Origin of the sequence: Lentzea sp. NPDC051838 (assembly GCF_040681245.1) — a bacterium.
Classification (GTDB): domain Bacteria; phylum Actinomycetota; class Actinomycetes; order Mycobacteriales; family Pseudonocardiaceae; genus Lentzea.
In genome coordinates, this window is record NZ_JBFAYI010000005.1 from 468,936 (window position 1) to 488,845 (window position 19,910).

18 protein-coding genes and 1 tRNA gene are annotated in these 19,910 nt (G+C 68.6%); 10 read left to right on the plus strand and 9 right to left on the minus strand.

Annotated elements, in window-relative coordinates; all coding sequences use genetic code 11:
* Positions 1–50 precede the first annotated feature (50 nt).
* The gene (locus tag AB0M24_RS15905; RefSeq protein ID WP_363766978.1) at positions 51–1,901 is read left to right on the plus strand and encodes a glycoside hydrolase family 97 catalytic domain-containing protein; all 1,851 of its coding nucleotides are present in this window, start codon (positions 51–53) and stop codon (positions 1,899–1,901) included.
* Here the strand turns inward: AB0M24_RS15905 and AB0M24_RS15910 are convergent, their stop codons facing one another.
* A complete protein-coding gene (locus tag AB0M24_RS15910) occupies positions 1,902–2,441 on the minus strand; it encodes an MFS transporter (RefSeq protein ID WP_363767124.1) in 540 nt (179 codons plus the stop codon).
* 497 nt (positions 2,442–2,938) lie between these two features.
* Here AB0M24_RS15910 and rox point away from each other — a divergent pair, with 497 nt between their 5' ends.
* From rox to AB0M24_RS15940, 6 genes are all read left to right on the plus strand, one after another.
* On the plus strand, positions 2,939–4,360 hold the full coding sequence (rox, locus tag AB0M24_RS15915; RefSeq protein ID WP_363766981.1) for a rifampin monooxygenase: 1,422 nt from the start codon (positions 2,939–2,941) through the stop codon (positions 4,358–4,360).
* A 45-nt stretch (positions 4,361–4,405) separates the two neighbouring features.
* A complete protein-coding gene (locus tag AB0M24_RS15920) occupies positions 4,406–5,356 on the plus strand; it encodes a tetratricopeptide repeat protein (protein ID WP_363766984.1) in 951 nt (316 codons plus the stop codon).
* Positions 5,356–5,679 (plus strand): hypothetical protein, encoded by a 324-nt coding sequence (locus AB0M24_RS15925; protein WP_363766987.1) that lies wholly within the window; start codon positions 5,356–5,358, stop codon positions 5,677–5,679. The genes AB0M24_RS15920 and AB0M24_RS15925 overlap by 1 nt, the downstream gene beginning before the upstream one ends.
* Positions 5,680–5,756: 77 nt before the next feature.
* On the plus strand, positions 5,757–7,877 hold the full coding sequence (gene secD / locus AB0M24_RS15930) for a protein translocase subunit SecD (protein ID WP_363766990.1): 2,121 nt from the start codon (positions 5,757–5,759) through the stop codon (positions 7,875–7,877).
* 9 nt (positions 7,878–7,886) lie between these two features.
* Entirely contained in the window at positions 7,887–8,258 is a 372-nt protein-coding gene (locus tag AB0M24_RS15935; RefSeq protein WP_363766993.1) for a VOC family protein, read from the plus strand.
* Between the two features lie 13 nt (positions 8,259–8,271).
* Positions 8,272–9,432: a lactate 2-monooxygenase gene (locus AB0M24_RS15940; protein WP_363766996.1), complete on the plus strand. Its 1,161-nt coding sequence runs from the start codon at positions 8,272–8,274 to the stop codon at positions 9,430–9,432.
* On the opposite strand, the gene AB0M24_RS15945 is transcribed toward AB0M24_RS15940, so the two are convergent.
* From AB0M24_RS15945 to AB0M24_RS15960, 4 genes are read right to left on the minus strand one after another with little or no spacing between them, the layout of a single operon-like run.
* Complete coding sequence (locus AB0M24_RS15945; RefSeq protein ID WP_363766999.1) at positions 9,433–10,212, minus strand: ESX secretion-associated protein EspG; 780 nt, start codon at positions 10,210–10,212, stop codon at positions 9,433–9,435.
* 9 nt (positions 10,213–10,221) lie between these two features.
* Positions 10,222–11,511 carry a PPE domain-containing protein gene (locus AB0M24_RS15950; RefSeq protein ID WP_363767002.1) on the minus strand — a complete coding sequence of 430 codons (1,290 nt, stop codon included), beginning with the start codon at positions 11,509–11,511 and terminating at the stop codon, positions 10,222–10,224.
* Between the two features lie 4 nt (positions 11,512–11,515).
* Positions 11,516–12,079 carry a DUF3558 domain-containing protein gene (locus tag AB0M24_RS15955; protein ID WP_363767005.1) on the minus strand — a complete coding sequence of 188 codons (564 nt, stop codon included), beginning with the start codon at positions 12,077–12,079 and terminating at the stop codon, positions 11,516–11,518.
* A gap of 16 nt (positions 12,080–12,095) precedes the next feature.
* Positions 12,096–12,458: a hypothetical protein gene (locus tag AB0M24_RS15960; protein WP_363767008.1), complete on the minus strand. Its 363-nt coding sequence runs from the start codon at positions 12,456–12,458 to the stop codon at positions 12,096–12,098.
* 174 nt (positions 12,459–12,632) lie between these two features.
* Between AB0M24_RS15960 and AB0M24_RS15965 the strand changes: the two genes are divergently transcribed.
* Positions 12,633–13,448 carry a hypothetical protein gene (locus tag AB0M24_RS15965; protein WP_363767011.1) on the plus strand — a complete coding sequence of 272 codons (816 nt, stop codon included), beginning with the start codon at positions 12,633–12,635 and terminating at the stop codon, positions 13,446–13,448.
* Here the strand turns inward: AB0M24_RS15965 and AB0M24_RS15970 are convergent.
* Complete coding sequence (locus AB0M24_RS15970; protein ID WP_363767014.1) at positions 13,430–14,080, minus strand: helix-turn-helix domain-containing protein; 651 nt, start codon at positions 14,078–14,080, stop codon at positions 13,430–13,432. The two genes, AB0M24_RS15965 and AB0M24_RS15970, sit on opposite strands and share 19 nt — an antisense overlap.
* Before the next feature lie 105 nt (positions 14,081–14,185).
* Between AB0M24_RS15970 and AB0M24_RS15975 the strand changes: the two genes are divergently transcribed.
* A complete protein-coding gene (locus AB0M24_RS15975; protein WP_363767017.1) occupies positions 14,186–15,346 on the plus strand; it encodes an alginate lyase family protein in 1,161 nt (386 codons plus the stop codon).
* A 46-nt stretch (positions 15,347–15,392) separates the two neighbouring features.
* Here AB0M24_RS15975 and AB0M24_RS15980 read toward each other — a convergent pair.
* From AB0M24_RS15980 to AB0M24_RS15990, 3 genes are all read right to left on the minus strand, one after another.
* Positions 15,393–15,464, minus strand: a tRNA-Val gene (locus AB0M24_RS15980).
* 56 nt (positions 15,465–15,520) lie between these two features.
* A complete protein-coding gene (locus AB0M24_RS15985; protein ID WP_363767020.1) occupies positions 15,521–16,906 on the minus strand; it encodes a carbohydrate-binding protein in 1,386 nt (461 codons plus the stop codon).
* Positions 16,907–17,030: 124 nt separating this feature from the next.
* A complete protein-coding gene (locus AB0M24_RS15990; RefSeq protein WP_363767023.1) occupies positions 17,031–18,674 on the minus strand; it encodes a bifunctional 3'-5' exonuclease/DNA polymerase in 1,644 nt (547 codons plus the stop codon).
* A gap of 214 nt (positions 18,675–18,888) precedes the next feature.
* Here AB0M24_RS15990 and AB0M24_RS15995 point away from each other — a divergent pair, with 214 nt between their 5' ends.
* A complete protein-coding gene (locus tag AB0M24_RS15995) occupies positions 18,889–19,806 on the plus strand; it encodes a class I SAM-dependent methyltransferase (RefSeq protein WP_363767026.1) in 918 nt (305 codons plus the stop codon).
* Positions 19,807–19,910: the final 104 nt, after the last annotated feature.

Genomic DNA, 19,910 nt, shown 5'->3' on the forward strand with positions numbered 1-19,910 from the left:
TTTCCCAATCCTGTCCACCTACCGCCGCCACGCTGTAGGGAGTGACACGCATGGGGTTTCGCAACAGATCAGTGGTGCTGGTGGCGGTGTCCGCCGCCGTCGCCGGTGCACTGGTCGGGACGACTCCCGCCGTCGCAGAATCCGGAGAATGGCGCGTCGGGGCGCCTGTTGGGACGCAATCCGTTGCACCGGAAGCACTTGTACGGCTCGACAAGGGGAGGTTGAGCCTTTCCGTTCAGCGCGGCGGCACCACGGTGCTGGAGCCGTCCGCGCTGGGCCTGCGCACCGCCGACGCCGACCTGACGTCGGGGCTGAAGTTCGTCGGGTCGGCGTCGCGGCTCGTCCAGGACTCGTACACCACGGTGTCCGGCAAGAAACATGAGCATTCCTACGTCGGCACGGAGACGACGTTCCACCTCCAGCGGCTGGCCGAGCGGCTGGATCTGGTGGTGCGCACGTCTTCCGACGGCGTGGCGTACAAGTACGTGCTGCCGTCGGGCAAGTGGACGACCGTTCTCGGTGAGGCGTCGGAGTTCGCGGTGCCCGCTGCGGCCGAGAAGTTCCTGCTGCCGTACGACAACGGGCGCAGCGACTACGAGTCCGCGCACGTTCGCACGCCGGAGAAGGGCGTCGAGTACGGCTATCCCGCGCTGTTCAACGTCTCCGGCTCCTGGCTGCTGCTCGGTGAGTCCGACGTCGACGGGCGCTACGGCGGTTCGCGGGTCGTCTACGACGGGTCGCGCTATCGGCTCGTTCTGCCCGATCCCGCAGAGACGTCCGCCGGTCCGCTGGCGACTCCGTGGCGGGTGCTCGGGGTCGGATCGCTGGCCGAGGTCGTCGAGAGCTCGTTGATCACGTCGCTGGCGCCCGCCTCGAAGATCGCCGATACCTCGTGGATCAAACCCGGCACGGCGGTGTGGTCGTGGTGGGGTGACGGCACGGGGAACCTGGCTCTGCAGAAGCAATACGCGGACTACGCCGCGAAGCAGGGCTACCCGTACAACCTCGTCGACTCCGGCTGGAGCGCCGACTGGATCCCCGAGCTGATCACGTACTCGAAGGCGCGCGGCGTCGACACCTGGCTGTGGGTGCGGTGGCAGACCATCGACACCGACAGCGAACGCGAGCGGCTCTTCGCGCAGTACAGCTCGTGGGGCGCGGTCGGCCTGAAGATCGATTTCGTGGAGTCCGACGGCCAGGACCGCATGCGCTGGTACGACTCGGTGTACGCGGCGGCCGCGAAGTACAGGCTGATGCTGAACTTCCACGGAGCGCCGATTCCACGTGGCGTGCAACGAACCTGGCCGCACGTGCTGTCCGCGGAAGCCGTGAAGGGTGCGGAGGGCACTCGCCCGCGTCCCGGCAGGGAGCCGTTCCCGATCGAGCACTACCTGACGCTGCCGTTCACCCGGAACCTGACCGGGTCGATGGACTTCACCCCGGTGACGTTCTCGGGTGTGCGCCCGAACTCCGACGCCGCCGAGCTCGGTCTGGGCGTTCTGTACGAGTCGGGCGTCCAGCACTTCGCGGACAAGATCTCCAGCTACGCGGCCTATCCCGTGGCCGAGCAGTTCCTGCGAACCGTTCCGGCGGCCTGGGACGAAACTCGGATGGTGGCGGGTGATCCCGGCAAGCTCGCGGTGCTGGCCCGGCGATCCGGCTCGACGTGGTTCCTCGGCGCCGGCGTCGCGGGTGATCCGCGCGACCTTTCGGTCGGAACGGGATTCCTCGGCTCCGGTTCCTGGTTGGTTGAGCTGTACCACGACAGTCCGACGGGCAAGATCGCGTTCGACACCAAACGTGTCGCGGCGGGAGACTCCCTGACGGTGCCCGTGGCTCGCAACGGCGGTTACGCGGCCCGGCTCTGCCAGGTTCCGCCGACCGCCACGACCTGCGGCTGATCACTCCATCTGGTCAGCCGCTTCGCGCGGGGGCCGGCGCGCAGTGAAGCGGCGCGCCCGGCCCCCGCGTGCCCACACCGCGGCGGCCGTCGTCAGGACGGCGATGATCACGTAGATCGCCTCGAAGCTGAGGTGCGAGACGAGTGCCGCACCGGCCGCGAGCCCCAGCGGCGCGGCACCGAACACGATGCTCATCGCGGTCGCACTCACCCGCCCCAGCACCGACGGCGGGGTGCGCTGCTGCACCAGCGTCGCCACCGCGATCACGGCCCACGCGAGCCCGACGCCGGTCACGAACCCGGAGACGAGCACCAGCGGAAGCCACGCGGTCGTCCTGGCCAGCGCGGCCACGGCCATGAGCAGCAGCCCCACCCTCACGTCGGCGCGTTTCCCCAGCAGCCCGGCGAGAACCGAGCCGGCACCCTGGGCGGCGGCGATCGGCCAGGCGAGGGCCTTGAGATGTGGCCAGCTCGGCGATTCGCGCGGATCGGGCGGTGGTTCGTCGACCTTGATCATGCTGGTGGCCGCGGCGGCGAGCACGAACGACAACGCATCGATCGCGATGACCGGCCACGCGCCGTACCCGGCGAACAGCGCTGCGGCCGTCAGTGGCGCTGACCAGGACGGCTTTCACGCCGTAGATCAGCAGGACGGCGTAGATCACCGGCACCTCGTCGGTGAAGAACAGGACCGCGAGCACCGGTGCCATCGCGAGGCTGGTCCAGACGAGCAGGGGTTTGCGGCGGTAGGAGTCCGCGAGCCGGCCGATCCACGGCGACAGCACGCCCGGCGCGTACACGCACAGGATGGCGATCGTGGCGAGTGCGTCGCTGCCCGTCAGGGACTTCACCCAGACGCCGGCGACGAGGTACATCGCGCTCGTTCCGAAGAACGACAGAGCCAACCCCGCGAAGTACCAGCGAACCATCTCTCTCCCCACTTCAACATATAGCGCACACGGGGGCTTGCCACAAGGCCCCGGGCATGCTTCATCATTTCCCGGCCAACGTCATCTACCTGGGGAAATGGGGAACTCCATGATCGACGTCATCATCGCTGGCGGTGGGCCGACCGGCATGATGCTGGCCGGCGAACTGCGGTTGCACGGCGTGGGAGTGGTGCTGCTGGAACGCGACCCGGAGCCGACGAAGGTGGTGCGCGCGCTCGGGATGCACGCGCGCAGCATCGAGATCCTGGACCAGCGGGGGATCGTGGACCGGTTCCTCGCGCTCGGCACGAAGCATCCGCTGGCCGGGTTCTTCGCGGGCATCGAGAAGCCCGCGCCGGACCGTCTCGACACCAAGTACCCGCACACCCTCGGCCTGCCGCAGCCGGTCACCGAACGGCTGCTGACCGAGCACGCGGTGGAGATGGGCGCGGAGATCCGGCGCTCGTGCGAGGTCGTCGGGCTGTCGCAGGACTCCGAGAGCGTGAGCGTGTCGTTGGCCGACGGCACGGTGTTGCGCGCGCGGTATCTCGTGGGCTGCGACGGCGGCCGCAGCACCGTGCGGAAGCTGGCCGGGATCGACTTCCCCGGCGAGCCGACGCGCGTGGAGACGTTGCTAGGCGAGATGGGGATCGGCGTGCCGTGGGACGAGGCGATGCCGATCATGCTGAAGGTCCGCGAGACGCAGAAGCGGTTCGGCCTCGCCCCGTTCGGCGAGGGCGTCTACCGGGTCGTCGTGCCTGCTGAAGGTGTGTCCGAGGACCGCGCGGTGATGCCGACGCTCGAGGATTTCCGGTCGCAGCTGGTCCGGATCGCGGGGACCGACTTCGGGGTGCACTCGCCGCGCTGGATGTCCCGCTTCGGTGACGCGACCAGGCAGGCCTCCCGGTACCGGTCCGGCCGGGTGTTCCTGGCGGGCGACGCGGCGCACATCCACCCGCCGACCGGTGGCCAGGGGCTCAACCTCGGGTTGCAGGACGCGTTCAACCTCGGGTGGAAGCTCGCGGCGGCGGTACACGGGTGGGCGCCCTCCGATTTGCTCGACAGCTACGAGGCCGAGCGGCACCCGGTCGCCGAGGAGGTGCTGAACAACACCCGCGCCCAGATCGAGCTGATGAAGGTCGAGCCGGGGCCGCAGTCGGTGCGCAGGCTGTTCACCGAGCTGGTCGGGTTCGAGGAGGTCAACCGCTACCTGATCGAGAAGATCATCGCGATCTCCGTGCGGTACGACCTCGGTTCCGAGAACGATCTGGTGGGACGCCGGATCGGCGATCTCGCGCTGAAGGAGGGCGGGCTCTACGACCGGATGCACGCAGGTCACGGGATTCTGCTCGACCAGACCGGGTCGTTGTCGGTTGGGGCATGGGCTGATCGGGTCGACCACCTCGTCGACGTGAGCGAGGAGCTGGAGGCTTCCGCGGTGCTGGTGCGGCCGGACGGACACGTGGCGTGGGTGGGGTCGGACCAGGAGGCACTGGACGGGGAGTTGGCCCGCTGGTTCGGCGAGGTCTGAGGTCACCCGTTCGGTGGCCGGGGGCGCGCTGTCACACTGTGCGGCGTGTCCGAGCCGATGACCGCGGTGCTGTTGCGCGCCGCCGAGCTCACCGCCTCGGGGAAACCGCGGCAGGCCATCGACCTGCTGCGGCCCCTGGTGGCGGCGAACCCTCGGCACGCCGAGGCGTGGTGCCGGCTCGCCGCCGCCCACCTCGACCTCGGTGAGGCGGACCAGGCACTCGACTCGGCCAAGCGCGCGATGACCCTCGACGGCGAACCCGCGTGGCCGCAACGGCTGGCGGCGCTGGCGTTGAGCGACCTCGGGCGGCACGCGGAAGCAGCCGTCGCGGCGCGGGAGTCGGTGAGGCGCAAGCCGGGCGACTGGCGGTGCTACGTCGTGCTGGCCGAGGTGCTCGCGGACTCCCCGGACGGTGCCGTCGAGGCGTTCGACTCGGCCCTGCACGCCTCCCAGCTCGCGCCGAGCGAGGCGCGGGCGTTCCAGGTGCTCGGCGACGCGGCCCTGCGCATGCGTGACTGGGGCACCGCTGAGCACGCCTACCGCACGGCGATCAAGCTCGACCCGTCCGACGCGGACTCCAAGGCCAACCTCGCGACCGTGCAACGGCGCCGTGCCACGAAGCCCGCGCCGATGCAGCTGAACAAGGTGCAGGTGTGGCGGGCGCTGCGGATGCTGTCGTTGCTGCTGGTCGGTGGCGGCTTACTCGCGTTGGTCGCCGGCATGCCGCGCCCCACGCCCTACCTGGGCTTCTTCACCGGCGCGCTGGTGCTGTGCTGCCTGGTCGTGGCGTTGCGGCTGCGCCCGTACAAGCTGCTCTTCAGCCTGCGCAAGCTCGCGATCACGGTGTCGCTGCTCGCCGCTTCGGCGCTGATTCTGGTGGGCTGGACCGTCGCGTTGTTCCTCGGAGCAACCACGATGCAGCCACTTGTGCTTTCCTGGTTGTGCGCTGTCGTGGGGGGAGCGCTCGTGTACGTCGGGGGAGGCAGGAAGCGGTGATGCGTCGCAACGCGGTCGCACTGGCGTTCCTGCTGTTCCTCGGACAGCTGTTCATCGTCGCCGCGCCCGCACCGGCGCCCGCCGAGGGTTCCGTCGTCCGGTACGCGCAGAGCATCGCGAACCTGCCGGGCGCCGCACCCAAGCCGCACAACCACCACGCCGCGCAGGTGCCGCAGTCGCAGCTGCCGATGGACGTGCCGCCGGTCGTTCGCCCCGGCCTGCCGTTCCGCTTCGTCGTCTCGTTCGCCCGCCGCGTCCACCGCACGCCCGACGGCATCCGCTGGACGCCGCAGCGAGACCGCTCGCCGCCTTCCGGTCGCTGAATTCCCTTACTCAGCAACCACTTTCCCGGAAGGCTCATTCACCCATGTCGCGCTCTGATGCGCGGCGGGGTCTCCTCGTGCGCGGTCTCATAGCGCTCGGGATCCTCGTCGCATCCGCTTTTCTGCTGCTCACCACTGATCCCCGCCTCGGCCTCGACCTGCGCGGCGGCACCCAGATCGTCCTCGAAGCCAAGGGCGACTCCGACGCCGCCGACCGTTCCTTGGAGGTGTTGAGGCGCCGAGTCGACGCACTCGGCGTCGCCGAACCCGTCATCGCCCGCTCCGGCGAGAACCGCATCGTCGTGGAGTTGCCCGGCGTCCAAGATCCGGCCGAAGCGGTGAAGGTGCTGGGCCGCACCGCTCAGCTCGTGGTGCAGCGCAACGGCCAGACCGTCATGACCGGCGAAGGCATCTCGGACGCCTCCGCCGTCCGCAACCCGCAGGGCGCCGGGTTCGTCGTGAACATCTCGTTCCGCGGCGACGCGCCTTCGGTCTGGCAGAAGGTCACCGGAGAGGCGGCCTGCGAACCGTCCGGCACGCCTGGCCGTCAGATCGCCTTCGTCCTGGACGGCAAGCCGATCTCGTCACCCGAGGTCAGCCTCGACACCGCTTGTGGCGCTGGTCAAGCCGGTGGCTCCACGACGATCACCGGCCGGTTCGGTCAGGCCGAGGCCAAGGAGCTCGCGCTGGTGATCCGTTCCGGCGCGTTGCCCGTGCCGGTCGAGGTGATCGAACAACGCACCGTCGGCGCCACTTTGGGTGCGGAGGCCATCGAGGCCAGCGCGCAGGCCGCGATCATCGGTATCGCTCTGACGTCGGTGTTCTTGATCTTCGCTTATCGTCTGGCCGGTTTCTTGGCCGTCGTAGCGCTGGCGGGCTACGCGGGTGTCGCTTACGCGGGGCTTCTGGCTGTGGGCGCGACGTTGACGTTGCCCGGTCTGGCCGGGTTCGTGCTGGCGATCGGCATGGCGGTCGACGCGAACGTCCTGATCTTCGAACGAGCGCGCGAGGAGTACGCCCGAAAACCAAATCTTCGCCGTGCCGCGGAGGGTGGTTTCCGCGGGGCTCTGAGCGCGATCGCCGACTCGAACGTGACGACGCTGCTGGCCGCGGGCTTGCTGTTCTGGCTGGCCACGGGCCCGGTGCGGGGCTTCGGTGTCACGTTGACCATCGGTGTGCTGGCGTCGATGTTCAGCGCGCTGGTGTTGTCGCGAGTGCTGGTTCTGTGGGTGCTCAGGACTCGGTTCGTCGCCGCCCGGCCTCGGTTGAGCGGCCTGCACACGTTGGGCTGGGTGCGGCAGCGGCTTTCCGTCGTGCTCTACCGCAAGCCTTCTCGCTGGCTGCTGGCCGCGGGTGTGGTGGTGCTGGCGGCGTTCGCGGGCCTGTTCGTGCGCGGCCTGAACCTGGGCGTCGAGTTCACCGGCGGCCGCATGCTCGACTTCACCGCGGGAAGCCCGATCGACTCGGGCCGCGTGCGCAGTGCCTTGTCCGACGCGGGTTTCTCCGACGTCGTGGTGTCCTCCTCCGGCAACGAGGTCTCGCTGCGCACCGGCCCGATCGACGAGGCGCAGTCGTCCCGCATCGGGCAGGTCGTGTCGTCCGCCGTCGACGGTGGCGCCCGCCAGTCGAGCAACGAGCTGATCGGCCCGTCGCTGTCCTCCGAACTGCGCCGCAACGCCGTGATCGGCCTGGCCATCGCCGTCGCCGCCCAGCTGGGCTACCTGGCCGTGCGCTTCGACTGGCGCCTCGGCGTCGCGACGGTCGCCGCGCTGCTCAGCGACGTGCTCGTGCTGATCGGCGTGTTCGCGTGGATGGGCAAGACCGCCGACGGCGTCTTCCTGGCGGCGTTGCTGACCGTGATCGGCTACTCGGTGAACGACTCCGTGGTCGTCTTCGACCGCCTGCGTTCGCTGCGCGGTTCGCGTTTGAAGGCGCCTTACCCGGACGTCGTGTCGGACGCGGTCGTGCAAACCGTGCCGCGCACCGTGAACACCGGCATCGGCGTGCTCTTCGTGCTGTCGGCGTTGCTGGTGCTCGGCGACGGCTCCCTGGCCAACTTCGCCACGGCGTTGCTGATCGGCCTGATCGCGGGCACGGTGTCCACAGTGGTCACCGCCGCCCCGGTAGCCCTGTGGCTGGAGTCGCGGTGGCCACGTCGAGCAGTTTCGAAGAAGCGTCCAGCGGTGGCGCGGGCATAGCTTCTTCGCATGATTACTCATGCGCACTCGGTGACGATCAACGTCCGCTCGCTGGACGACGCGGTGTCGTTCTACGTGGACGTGCTGGGCTGGGAGAAGCGGCAGGACAGCAATGAGGCGGGCATGCGCTGGCTGACCGTCGCTCCTCCCGGCGCCGAGACCGCGTTCGCGCTGTCGCTGAACGACACGCCGAACGTGTCGTTCTCGATGGGCTGCGGCATCTCGCTGATCACCGACGACATCGACGGGGACGTTGCCCGTTTCGCGGAGAAGGGAGTGCAGGTCAAGGGCGCGCCGGAGACCATGCCGTGGGGTGATCGGGCCACCTGGTTCAGCGACCCGTTCGGCAACGAGTTCTTCCTAGTCCAGCTCGCTTCGTAGCAAGCTAGGCGGCATGACCTCCTTCGCCTCGTACCAGAACGAGATCTACCTGCAGGGCCTCGGTGGGGCCGTGCCGCCGTTCACCACCGATCCGGACGCGCTGGAGCAGTCCGCGCGCGACAGGCTGGGGCCGGGGCCGTTCTGGTACGTGGCGGGAGGCGCGGGGTCGGGCGCCACCGTGCGGGCGAACCGCGAGGCGTTCGACCGCGTGCGGATCGTGCCGCGGATGCTGACCAACGCGACCGAACGGCACCTCGGCGTCAACGTGCTGAGCACCGATCTGCCCGCGCCGGTGATGCTCGCACCCGTTGGCGTGCAGTCGATTCTGCATCCTGACGGTGAGCTGGCGACGGCGCGGGCGGCGGCCGAGCTCGGGATTCCGATGGTGTTGTCGACGGCGTCGTCGCACACGATCGAGGAGGTCGCCGAGGCTTCCGGGGACGGGCCGCGCTGGTACCAGCTGTACTGGCCGAACGACCCGGACGTGTGCGCCTCGCTGCTGGAGCGGGCGAAGAAGGCCGGGTACACGGCGTTGGTGGTCACGCTCGACACGTGGACGCTGGCGTGGCGGCCGCACGACCTGGACCAGGCGTACCTGCCGTTCCTGCGCGGGGTGGGGACGGCGATTCCGTTCAGCGACCCCGTTTTCCGGGCCGGGCTGCAGAAGTCGCCGGAGGAGGACCTGCCGATGGCGATCCTGCGGTGGGTGCAGCTGTTCACCGGCACCGACAAGTCGTGGGACCAGCTGGCGTTCCTGCGTGAGCACTGGGACGGGCCGATCGTCCTCAAAGGAATTCAGCACGCTGACGACGCGCGCAAGGCTGTCGAGTCCGGAATGGACGGTGTGATCGTCTCGAACCACGGCGGGCGTCAGGTGGACGGCGCGGTGGGGTCGTTGGACGCGCTGCCGTCGATCGTGGAGGCGGTGGGGGAGCAGGTCGACGTGCTCTTCGACTCCGGCATCCGGACCGGCGCGGACGTCGTGAAGGCGCTGGCGCTGGGAGCCAAGGCCGTGATGGTCGGGCGGCCGTTCGCCTACGGGCTCGCGCACGGCGGGCAGGTCGGGGTGCGGCACGTGCTGCGGAGCCTGCTCGCGGACTTCGACCTGACGCTCGGACTGTCAGGGCACCGCAGCCCGGCCGAACTGGGTCCGGACGCGCTGCGGTTCACCTGATCACGGCATCGTCGCGGTCATCTGGGCCAGGGTGCCGAAGTCGGCAGGCTGCACCCGCAGCCAGCCCTGGTCCTTCGCCGCGATGTAGCGCCCGCTCGGCGTGTCGATGAACGTGAGCGGGGCGACGCAACGCTGCTTGCGGCCGAGGTGGTCGCGCTTGGCCGAGTAGACCTGGCCGGCGCCGGTGCGCGGCTGGTTCATGATCTCCTTGAGCTGCGCGACCAGCTGGTCGTTCGGCGTGCTCGTCGGACGGCTCTGCTGCATGAACGAGCCGGTGTCCTCGTAGGACGGCTGCCGCTTCTGCTCCAGGGCGTCCTCGGGCAACGTGATCGGGTTGCCCTTGCCCGCGGGCGTCGGAGGCAGCGCGCCGACCAGCGCCTGCGGTGCCTCCTCCGGCCGCACCGGCTCCAGCACGAACTGCTGGTCCGGCGTCAGCACGATGCGCAGCGCGTCCTCGCCGTTCGACACGACCAGCGCGCTCTGCTGCGGCCCGTCCTTCAAGCTGAAGTACGCCCAGTACTCGACGCTGGCCTCCACGACGAGCCGCAGTGCGCTAGCCAGGTCCGGGTGGATCTGGCTGCCGCGCGCGAGCCCGTACTGCTCGAGCTGTGCCCACGCCGAACGCTGCAGGCGCTCGAGCTCGCTCAGGTCGCCCGACTCGAGGAGATCGGAGTCGTAGTCGACCTGGGCGAGCAGCGCGCGGTGCAGCGTCGGCAGACCCGCCGCCTGCCACGCCTGGTAAAGCGCGGTGACCGGAATGGCGACCCTGCTTCTCAGCACGTTCTCTCCTTATCCGCCGATGACCGGCGGAGCCACCATCGTGCCGTCGCCGAAGATGTCCTCGGTCTCCTGCAGGTAGGACGCGGACTTGTGCTCCGTGTCCTCGTCCCCTTGTCCCTTGCCGCCGGCGCCGCCCATGCCTCCGGCACCCATGCCGGCCGCGCCACCACGACCAGCCGCACCCGCGGCACCCGCAGGTCCGAAGCCACCGGCACCACGGCCGGCGCCCTCACCGGCGACACCGGCCGCGCCACCGAAGCCGCTGCCCATACCGCCAGGTCCGCCGGCACGCGCCGCCGCGGCCCCACCGAGGCCACCGCCGCCCATGCCGCCACCACGACCGCCACCGGCACCGCCGCCACCGGACTTTCCGCCGGGTCCGCCAGGGCCACCCTGACGGTTGCGCGGGTCGTTGGGGTCGAGCCGGCCGCGGTTGCGCGGGTCGTTCGGGTTGTTCGGGTCCCACCTGCCGCCGGGCGGGATGCCCGTGTCGGTGGGAGGCCTGTTGCGCGGGTCGTTCGGGTCGCCGATGCCCGGCGGCCTGTTGCGCGGGTCGTTGGGGTCGTTCTGCCACGACGGGTTGGTCGTGTCGTCGCCGCTGCCCGGCGGCTTCCAGCCCGACAGGTCGGTGCGGCCGTCCGAGCCGGGAGGCTGGCCGGTGCCGGGCGGGTTGCCCGTCTTGGGCGGCGTGTACGGGTCACCCGTGCCGGGCGGGTCGACCTTCTCGATGATCTTCTTGTTGCCGTCGTCCACCATGCCCGCGTCGCTGGCGGTGGGCGAGATGAAGGTCGGCATGGTGTTGACGCTCGCCTGAACGGCCTGGCCGTACTGCTGGTACGCCCGGACGTTCTGCTCGTTGGCCTTCTGGTTGTTCTCGACGGCCTCGTCGTAGTCGGTCGTCCAGGGCCGCCAGTCGTTCAGCCACGGCTTGTCCGGGATGACGGGCGGCTTCGACATCGAGTTCTTGGCGTCGACGTACGCCTGCCCGATCTGCTCGGTGCTCTTGCCCGCGGAGGTCGCGGACTCACCGGTGACGTCGGCCCAGGTCGCGAGGGGTGACGTCGCGCCACGGGCCGCGTCGGCCGCCGCGCCCTCCCAGCTGGCGCCGGAGTCGCGCACGGCCTGGTTGATCAGGTCCGACACTTCCACGTGGCCCTTGGAGAGCCCGTTCCAGGCGTCCGCGGCCGGTGAGGTGCTCTGGCTCGGGCCCTTGCCCTTCTCGAACCACTTGTACACAGCATCGCCGGTCGCGCAGGGGATCATCACGAAGCCTGCGGTGTTCGGCGCTTCCCCAGTCATATGCCTACCCCTTCAGGTTTGTGATGATCAACTGCGCGACTCGCTCGGCCTCGGGACAGGCCTTCTTGGTGGCCCGCTCGTCCGCGGAGGCGGAGACCTGCACCGTGACCGAGTCGGTCTTGGAGACCTGGACGGAACTCATGCAGGCCAGCTCGCCATCGACCGAATCAGTGGTGATAACCCGGATGCCGTTGAGCTTCTTGTCGGTGAAGACAGGGTCGTTCTTGACGTTGTTGACCATGTCGTCGAAGTCTTTGTCCGCAGTCACGTTGACCGTGTAGGACGAGTTCTTGATGACGTTCTGACCGTCCCAGGTGCAGTTGGGGCCGAGCAGTCCTGTGCCAGGCGCCGGCGCCTTCACAGCGCCGAGCGTGGTCACCTGGTCGGGCTTGAGGATGGTGCACGGAGCGGATACGAACTTGGCGATGCTCAGACCGGTGTCCGACCCGTCGCTCGTGGGCTTGTCGCTCGTCGTCTGGGCGCCCGTCGTAGGGGTCCCGCCGGTCTGGGTGCTCGTGCACCCCGCGAGTGCGCCGAAGGCGAACACCGTGGCCAGCAGAGCGGTCATGCGCTTCAAGATCGTGTCAGCCCTTCAGCGCGGCGTGTGCCGCATCGTCGGTGCCCCGGTACTTGGCCAGAGCCTTCTCGATGTTCTTGACGGTCTGCTCAAGCGCTTTCCGCGCTTCCCTGTTCGCCCACTGGTAGCCACCTGGGTTTTCACCGGCGGTCTTGGTCATAGAGGTCTTCGCTTGTTCGCTGACCGGGTCGGGACCGGGAGCACCCGCGAGCTTGAGCTGGCCGCTCTTCTTCTCCAAGTCGACCAGCTTCTGGATGGCGAGGTTGAGGCCGTCGATCATCTTCTGGGCCTGGTCCGGGTCCACGCTGAACTTCGTGACCCCACCGGCGGGCGCTCCTGCCGCGCCTCCCGCGGCCGCACCGGCTCTCATGGGTACGAGTGCGTCGAACATCAGCATTCCGGCCAGCTCCCCTCAGAACTCCACACCCCTGTTGGAGGATTTTCGCACAAGCGTGGTTCCCCTTGGAGGCGAACGAATCAGCTGATCAGGTCACATGGCCGATTCGTTCAAGACCCAGCGTGATGAGCCGCCTACGGTCGAGACATGATCGAACGAGCGAGGAACTTCATCTGGCACAACGCCCGCACGCTGGAACAACGCTGGTTCGAGCACGCTTTCGACGGCGGCTCGGCTGACGGTGTGGTCCAGGCCGTGCTGGCTTACCGCAACGACGACGGCGGGTACGGGTTCGCCCTCGAACCGGACCACCGCGGGCCCACCAGCCAGCCGCTGCACGCCCTGCGCGCGCTGCAGGTGTTCGGCGAGGTCAACGCCCCGGAACACGCGGAATCGATCCTGAACTGGCTGGAGGCGACCTGCCCGGGCGGGAGCGTCCCGTTCGGCCTGTCCACCTCGAAGGACCACCCCAAGGCGCCGTGGGTGCAGGCCGACGACCAGGGCGGACTCCTGCTCACAGCGCAGATCGCCGCCGCGCTGAAAGCCCTCGGCGTCACCCACCCCTGGCTCGACAGGGCCAGTGACTACTGCTGGCAGGAGATCGACGCGCTCGAGAAGACCCATCCGTACGAGCTCCGGGCAGCGGTGATGTTCCTGGACGAGACGGACGACCGGAAACGAGCCGAGCTCGCGGCCGAAAAGATCAAGCACCTCTACCAGGACGGCAACGAGGAAAACCTGGCCCCGCACCACTACGCGGCCAAACCGACGAGTCTCGCCCGAAGCTGGTTCACCGACGACGAATTCAGCAAGGATCTTGACGAACTCCACGACGGCCAACAGGAAGACGGCGGCTGGAACTTCGGCTTCCCGGCCTTCACACCGGTCGTCAATTTCGAATGGCGTTCCATCGCCACGATCGACGCGTTGTTGACCCTCAAACGCTACGGCCGGATCAGCTGACCCAACGGCACCCCGGCCAGCGACCGCACCTCACGAGCCAGATGCGCCTGGTCCGCATACCCGGCCTCGACAGCCACCGAAGCGAACGGCATACCCCTCCAGGCCAGGCGCATCGCAAGATCGAACCGCAACACCCGCTGCAACACCTTGGGCGGATACCCGAACGCGTCCAGGCAACGGCGACGCAGCTGACGCGAGCTCAACCCGATCTCCCAGGCAGCGGAAGCCACATCGGAAGTCCGCAACAACGACGCCGTGGCCGCCAACGCCGGATCCACCACAACCCGTGACGCGCAGAACTCCACCATCTCCGAGAACGAGGACAGCCGCGCGTCCGGCACCAGGGAAGACAACGGCACCCGCAGATCCCGCACGGCATGCGCAGGCACCCCGAACACCGACGGAAACGCACCGGGCGGCAACCGAACGCCGTACAACGTCCCCGGCGCGACGACAGCGAGCTGCGCGGCAGTATCCGGTCCGGCCACGAACAGCGAACCGGTCGCCGGCGACCACATCAGGTCCGTACACCCGTCCGGCACCACACGCTGCACGGTCTCGGAAGACACCGTGCGCGTCCACAGGCAAGCCAGACCCGCGGGTGCGGGACGTTCCGCGTACACGACCTCCATTATGACCGGCCCGAAAACCGGTCCGCCAGTTCGCTCTCTCCCGTGGTACGCAAGACAAAACACCCGTCGCCACACCACCAGAGGAGACGAACGAAGGACAACTGCATGCAAGGCAAACCCCTGCACAAAGCCTTGGCCGCGCTGGTGCTCGCACTGAGCATCACCCCTGTCGCCAACGCCGCACCGCCGACGTTCACCCACCCCGGAGTGCTCGTCAGCAAGGCCCAGCTCGACGTCGTGCGCACCCGCGTCAACGCCGGCACCCAACCGCAAAAGCGTGCCTACGACTCGATGATGGGCTCCCGGTACGCATCGCTCTCGTACACCCCGCATCCCCGTGCGGTCGTCGAGTGCGGACCGGTGTCCAACCCGAACCTCGGCTGCACCGACGAACGCGAGGACGCGATCGCCGCGTACACCCACGCCCTCGCGTGGTACGTGACGCGGGATGTCAGGTACGCCACCAAGTCCATCCAGATCATGGACGCCTGGTCGGCCACGATCCGCGACCACACCAACGACAACGCGCACCTGCAGACCGCGTGGTCGGGCTCGAGCTGGCCGCGAGCGGCGGAGATCATCAAGCACGTCTACGGGAACTGGCCCAACGCCACCAGGTTCGGCACGATGCTGCGCAACGTCTACTACAACGAGATCCAGGGCAGCGACCCGCGCACCGGCAACTGGGAGCTCAGCATCGCCGAGGCGATCGTCGGCATCGGCGTGTTCCTGGACGACAAGGCCATCTACGACCGCGGCATCTCCCTCTACCGCGCGAGGGTTCCGGCGTTCATCTACCTGACGTCCGACGGCGCGTTGCCGAAAACCGTGCCCAGCAACAACCTCAACACCCGCGAGAAGATCATCGGCTTCTGGCACAACCAGTCGACGTTCGTGAACGGCCTCACCCAGGAGACCTGCCGCGACTTCGTCCACACGGGATACGGCCTGTCGAGCATCTCCCACGTGGCCGAGACGTCGCGCATCCAGGGCGTCGACCTCTACCCCGAGGTCGGCACCCGCCTCAGGGAAGCCCTGGGCTTCCAGACGACGTACGAGCTGACCGGACCGCCGTCCTGGCTGTGCGGCGGAACGGTGAAACGCGGCCTGGGCCCGATCACCGAGGTCGGCTACAACGCGATGCACAACCGGCTCGGCAACCCCATGCCGAACACCGAGACGTGGACCACCCAGCGCCGTCCACACGGAACGAACAACCTGTTCGTCTCGTGGGAGACGCTGACCCACGGTGACAACCCGGCCTAGAACAGCAAGAAGGGCCCGTCAGCGATGACGGGCCCTTCTTCGAGCGTGGACGATACAGGGATTGAACCTGTGACCCCTACCGTGTCAAGGTAGTGCTCTCCCGCTGAGCTAATCGTCCGCAGCAGTACGGACGAGATTCTAGCCCAAGGCGGAGCCGGGCCGCGCTCCCGGGGGTCAGGTTCCGAACTTCACCCAGTTCACGCTCACATAAGGCGCGGGCTGACCGGACGTGAACGTCACGTACACGTCGTGCACCCCGCTGATGTTGGAGATGTTGGCGGGAATGGTTCTCCACGCGTCCCACCCACCGGTGTTGCCGACCGCGAACGTGCCCACGGGCGACGCCGTCCGCGAGTCCAGCCGCACCTCGACCAGGCCGCTCACGCCACCGGAAGCACCCGACGCCACGCGGGCGTAGAACTGCCGGGCCGGACCCGAGCCGAAGTCGACGCCGGAGAACTTCAGGTAGCCGCCGTTCGCGATCTGCTGCACGGCCGAGCCGCCGTCACCGACCCCCACCGAGCCACCGGACCGTTCGGACGCGCTCTCCGCCTGCAGCTCGGAATAGGCCGAGCCGCCGCCACCCGGAGGGGTCGTCGTCGTGGTCGTGGTGGTCGGGGGAGTGGTGGGACCGCCGCCAGACGAGTAGACGGCCACGTAGTCCACGACCATCGAATGCCCGGACTGGGTGGCCGCGACAGGGGTCGGCTGGCCGGGGTTCAGCGCGTCCGGGAACGCGCCGCCGATCGCGAGGTTCAGCAGGACGAAGTACCCCGCGTGCGACGTCATCTGGTTCCACACGCCGGTGCCGACGCGGGCCTGGGTGACCTGGTGGAACTGCTGGCCGTCGACGAACCAGGTGAACGTCTTGGCGGCGTCGTCCCACTCGAAGCGGTAGGTGTGGAAGGCCGACTGGCAGGACGCGCCGGGGCACGCCCGCGAGGCGCCGATGCCGGTGAACTCGCCGCAGGCACCGCCGGGCGCGACGTCGCAGTGCAGCACGCCCCAGACGGAGTTGATGCCGTTGACGTTCTCCATGATGTCGAACTCGCCGATGCCCGGCCAGTTCCAGTAGTTGCCGCGATAGGGCGAGCCGAGCGCCCAGAACGCGGGCCAGTAGCCCAGCGCGGCCTGGCCGGTGACGTTCGGCATCTGGACGCGGCCCTCGATGGCGAGCTTGCCGCCGGGAGCCGGTTTGAAGTTCGAGCGCTGGGTCTCGATGCGCGACGACGTCCAGTTGCCCGCGCCGTCCTTCAGCGCGGTGATCCGCAGGTTGCCGGACCCGTCGAGTTTGATGTTCTGAGTGCTGTTCGTGTAGTTCTGGATCTCTCCGGTGCCCCAGTTCGCGGGGCCTCCCGGGTACGCGTGACCCAGGTCGAAGATCCAGTTGGAGCTCGACGGCAGCGATCCGTTCGGGCCGTTGAAGTCGTCACCCCACACCTGCGTCCATCCCGCAGCAGGGGGTGGGATCGAAGCGTTGGCGGACATGGCGGCGATCGCCAGGGGTACCGCGGCAATAAGAGCTGTCGTGGCCGCGAGGATGCGGCGGCGTTGCCTCATGCGCGAGTGACCTCCTTGTCACGGGTGCAGTCCATTTATGAGAGCGCTCTCACGGAATCGATACAAGCGGCCGTTCGGAGCAACGACGTCGAACGGCGCAGGTCGCGCAGCGTCTCGTTTGGACTTATTTCGCGTCGGCGTAGCAGTCGACGGGCACGGCGGTCATCGGGAAACGCACCGCGGTATCGCCGAACAGCAGTCGCGTCGCCTCACGTCCGGCTTCCGCGATCGCCTCGATCACGGCGTCGGCGTCCTCGCGCGGGCAGTGCACGAGCACCTCGTCGTGCTGGAAGAACACCAGGTGCGCGTCGGCCGGCAAACGGTTGCGCAGCACGCCGAGCAACGCCGCCGTCCAGTCCGCCGCGCTGCCCTGCACCACGAAGTTGCGGGTGAAGCGGCCCCAGTTGCGCGCCGCCTGCCGCGACGAGCTCGACACCTCACCCGAGTCGTCCGCGCCACCGGTCAGCTCGCGCCACGCCTCCGACGGCGCCGGCGAGGTGCGGCCGAGCCGGGTGCGCACCATGCGGCCCTGCTCACCGGCCTGCGCGGCGGACTCGACGTACCCGACGGCCTGCGGGAATCTCTTGCGCAGCACGGCGAGCAGCGGTCCGGCCTCGCCCGAAGTGCCGCCGTACATGGCGGAGAGCATCGCGATCTTCGCCCGCGGCCGTTCACCCTTGAACGAGTCGGCGGCCAGTGCGGCGTACAGGTCGTCGTCCGTGCACACCTCGATCAGCCGCTGATCTCCTGACAGGGCAGCGAGAATCCGCGGTTCGAGCTGCGAGGCGTCGGCCGCCACGAGACACCAGCCCTCGTCCGCGAGCACCGCTTTCCGCATCAGCCGGGGAATCTGCAGCGCCGCACCGCCACGCGACGCCCACCGCCCCGTCACCACGCCGCCGACGACGTAGTCCGGCCGGAACCGCCCGTCGCGCACCCACGCGTCGAGCCACGTCCAGCCGTGCGCCACCCACACGCGGGCGCGCTCCTTGTAGTCCAGCAACGGTTCCACGGCCGGGTGGTCGATCTTCTCCAGCACCCACTTCCGCGTCGACGACACGTCGATGCCTTCGCGCGCGAAGGCTCGCACCACGCTCGCCGGCGCGTCCGGGTTGACCTCCTTGCCGCCGAACGCCTCCCGGATCTGATCCGCCAGCGCCTGCAACAACTTCGGCCGCACACCGGGCGCCGTCCGCGGCCCGAGCATCTCCTCCAGGATCGCGTTGTGCACGTCCACCCGCCACGGCAGCCCGTGGTGCGTCATCTCGGCGGCCACCAACGCCGAGGCCGACTCGGCCGCGATCAGCAACCCCATCGCCGGATTCCGTTGCTGGGCCCGGAAAACCATCGACAACGCGGCCAGCTCGTCCGTGCCGCCGGGCAGCCCCATCGGTTCCGGCGCGAACAACGTCAGCTCGACGTCCTTCTTGCGCGGCCCCAGATCCGGCGGGGCGGGCAGCCTCAGCTCGCGCGCCACCGCCGCGGCCAGCTCCTTCGGCTCGCGGTGCCTGCCCTCGACGCCGAGCAGGATCGCCTCGGTCAGGTGCAGGTCCCAGCACCGGTCGACGCGCACCCCGGCGGCGAGCAGTACCGGATAGGTCTCGCTGGTGTCCGCCCAGACCCAGCGCGGTTTGTGGGCACGCTCCAGCGACGCGACAGCGGAGGCCAACGACGAGGCTGCCATCTCGGGACCCGCGGGCGTCCCGTCGTCGTGCAGCTTCTGCCATCTGCCTGCGCCGTCCGCGTCCGGGACGAGGGCGACCAGCACGAACCGATTGTGCCTCGGGGGTCTGACAGTTTCAGTCCAGGCTGAAAGCGAGTTGGACCGGGAAATGAACCGGGAAGTTTTGGAAAGGTTTACAACAATCGTTTTCTCAGCTGAACTCTATGAATTCACTCGAATTGAACGCACGAAAGGGCATCTCCTAGTGGGAGCGCTGCCACAGTGCGAACCCAAGGAACGCTCACCTTGGGAGAGCCTCATGACCAACGGCAACGCGGCTACCGGCCTGCGCGACCTCAACGCCGGCATCCCCGGCGCTGACCAGATCAAAGGCGCCGTCTCGGCGGTCTACGACGACGTGGCGTCGTGGTCGCGGACAGGCGACTTCTGGAACTGGGGCATGCACTGCCCGGAACTGCTGAATGAACTGACCGGTATTTGCCCGAACTTCAACGCGGGCGTCAGCGACGGTTTCTCGGAGCAGCTCTACTTCCAAACACTGCGCGGCCTGCCGCACAGCAAAAACGAGTTCAGGACGCTCAACGTGCTGGAGGTCGGCTGCGGCATGGGTGAGGGGCTGAACTTTCTCAGCCGCCTCGTCGACCCTGCCCGAGCGGTCGGTCTCGACATCTCCGGTGCGGCCGTCCGCAGGGCCAACGCGCTGCTCGGCCGCGGCGACCGCCTCTCGTACGTCGAGGGCGACGCCGAGCAGCTGCCGTTCGAGGACGGCGAGTTCGACCTCGTGATCAACGTCGAGAGCTCGCACAACTACCCGGACGTCGAGCGCTTCTACGGCGAGGTCGTCCGCGTGCTCAAGCCCGGCGGCCACTTCTCGGTGATCGACGTCTACGACGCGCGCAGCTACGAGCGGTTCGGCAAGCTCCAGCAGGAGATCGGCGAGCTCGCGTGGATCCACGAGCGCGACGTCACGGAGAACGTGAAGAGCTCGATCCGCCAGCGCATGGCTCCGGGCAGCTTCTTCCGCAAGGAGTACTCGCGCAAGCAGATGCCGCTGCGGGCCCGGATCATCGGCGGTCTCAACGGCGCCCACTACGCCGGCGCGGACTTCATCGGCCACCGCGACGCGTTGTCCCGCGTCCTGGAGCTCGCCCGCATCCGCCCGAAGTTCGTCGGCCAGTACGAGAGCTACCGCCACCACCTGGCAAGGCGCAGCTAGCTGTTGGAGGATCTCCAAGCCAGTCAGCAAAGGAGTGAAGGAAAAACGGGAAAACTCCACGATGGTGTGGTCTTCCTACCCCTTGCCTGACCATCAGCCGACTA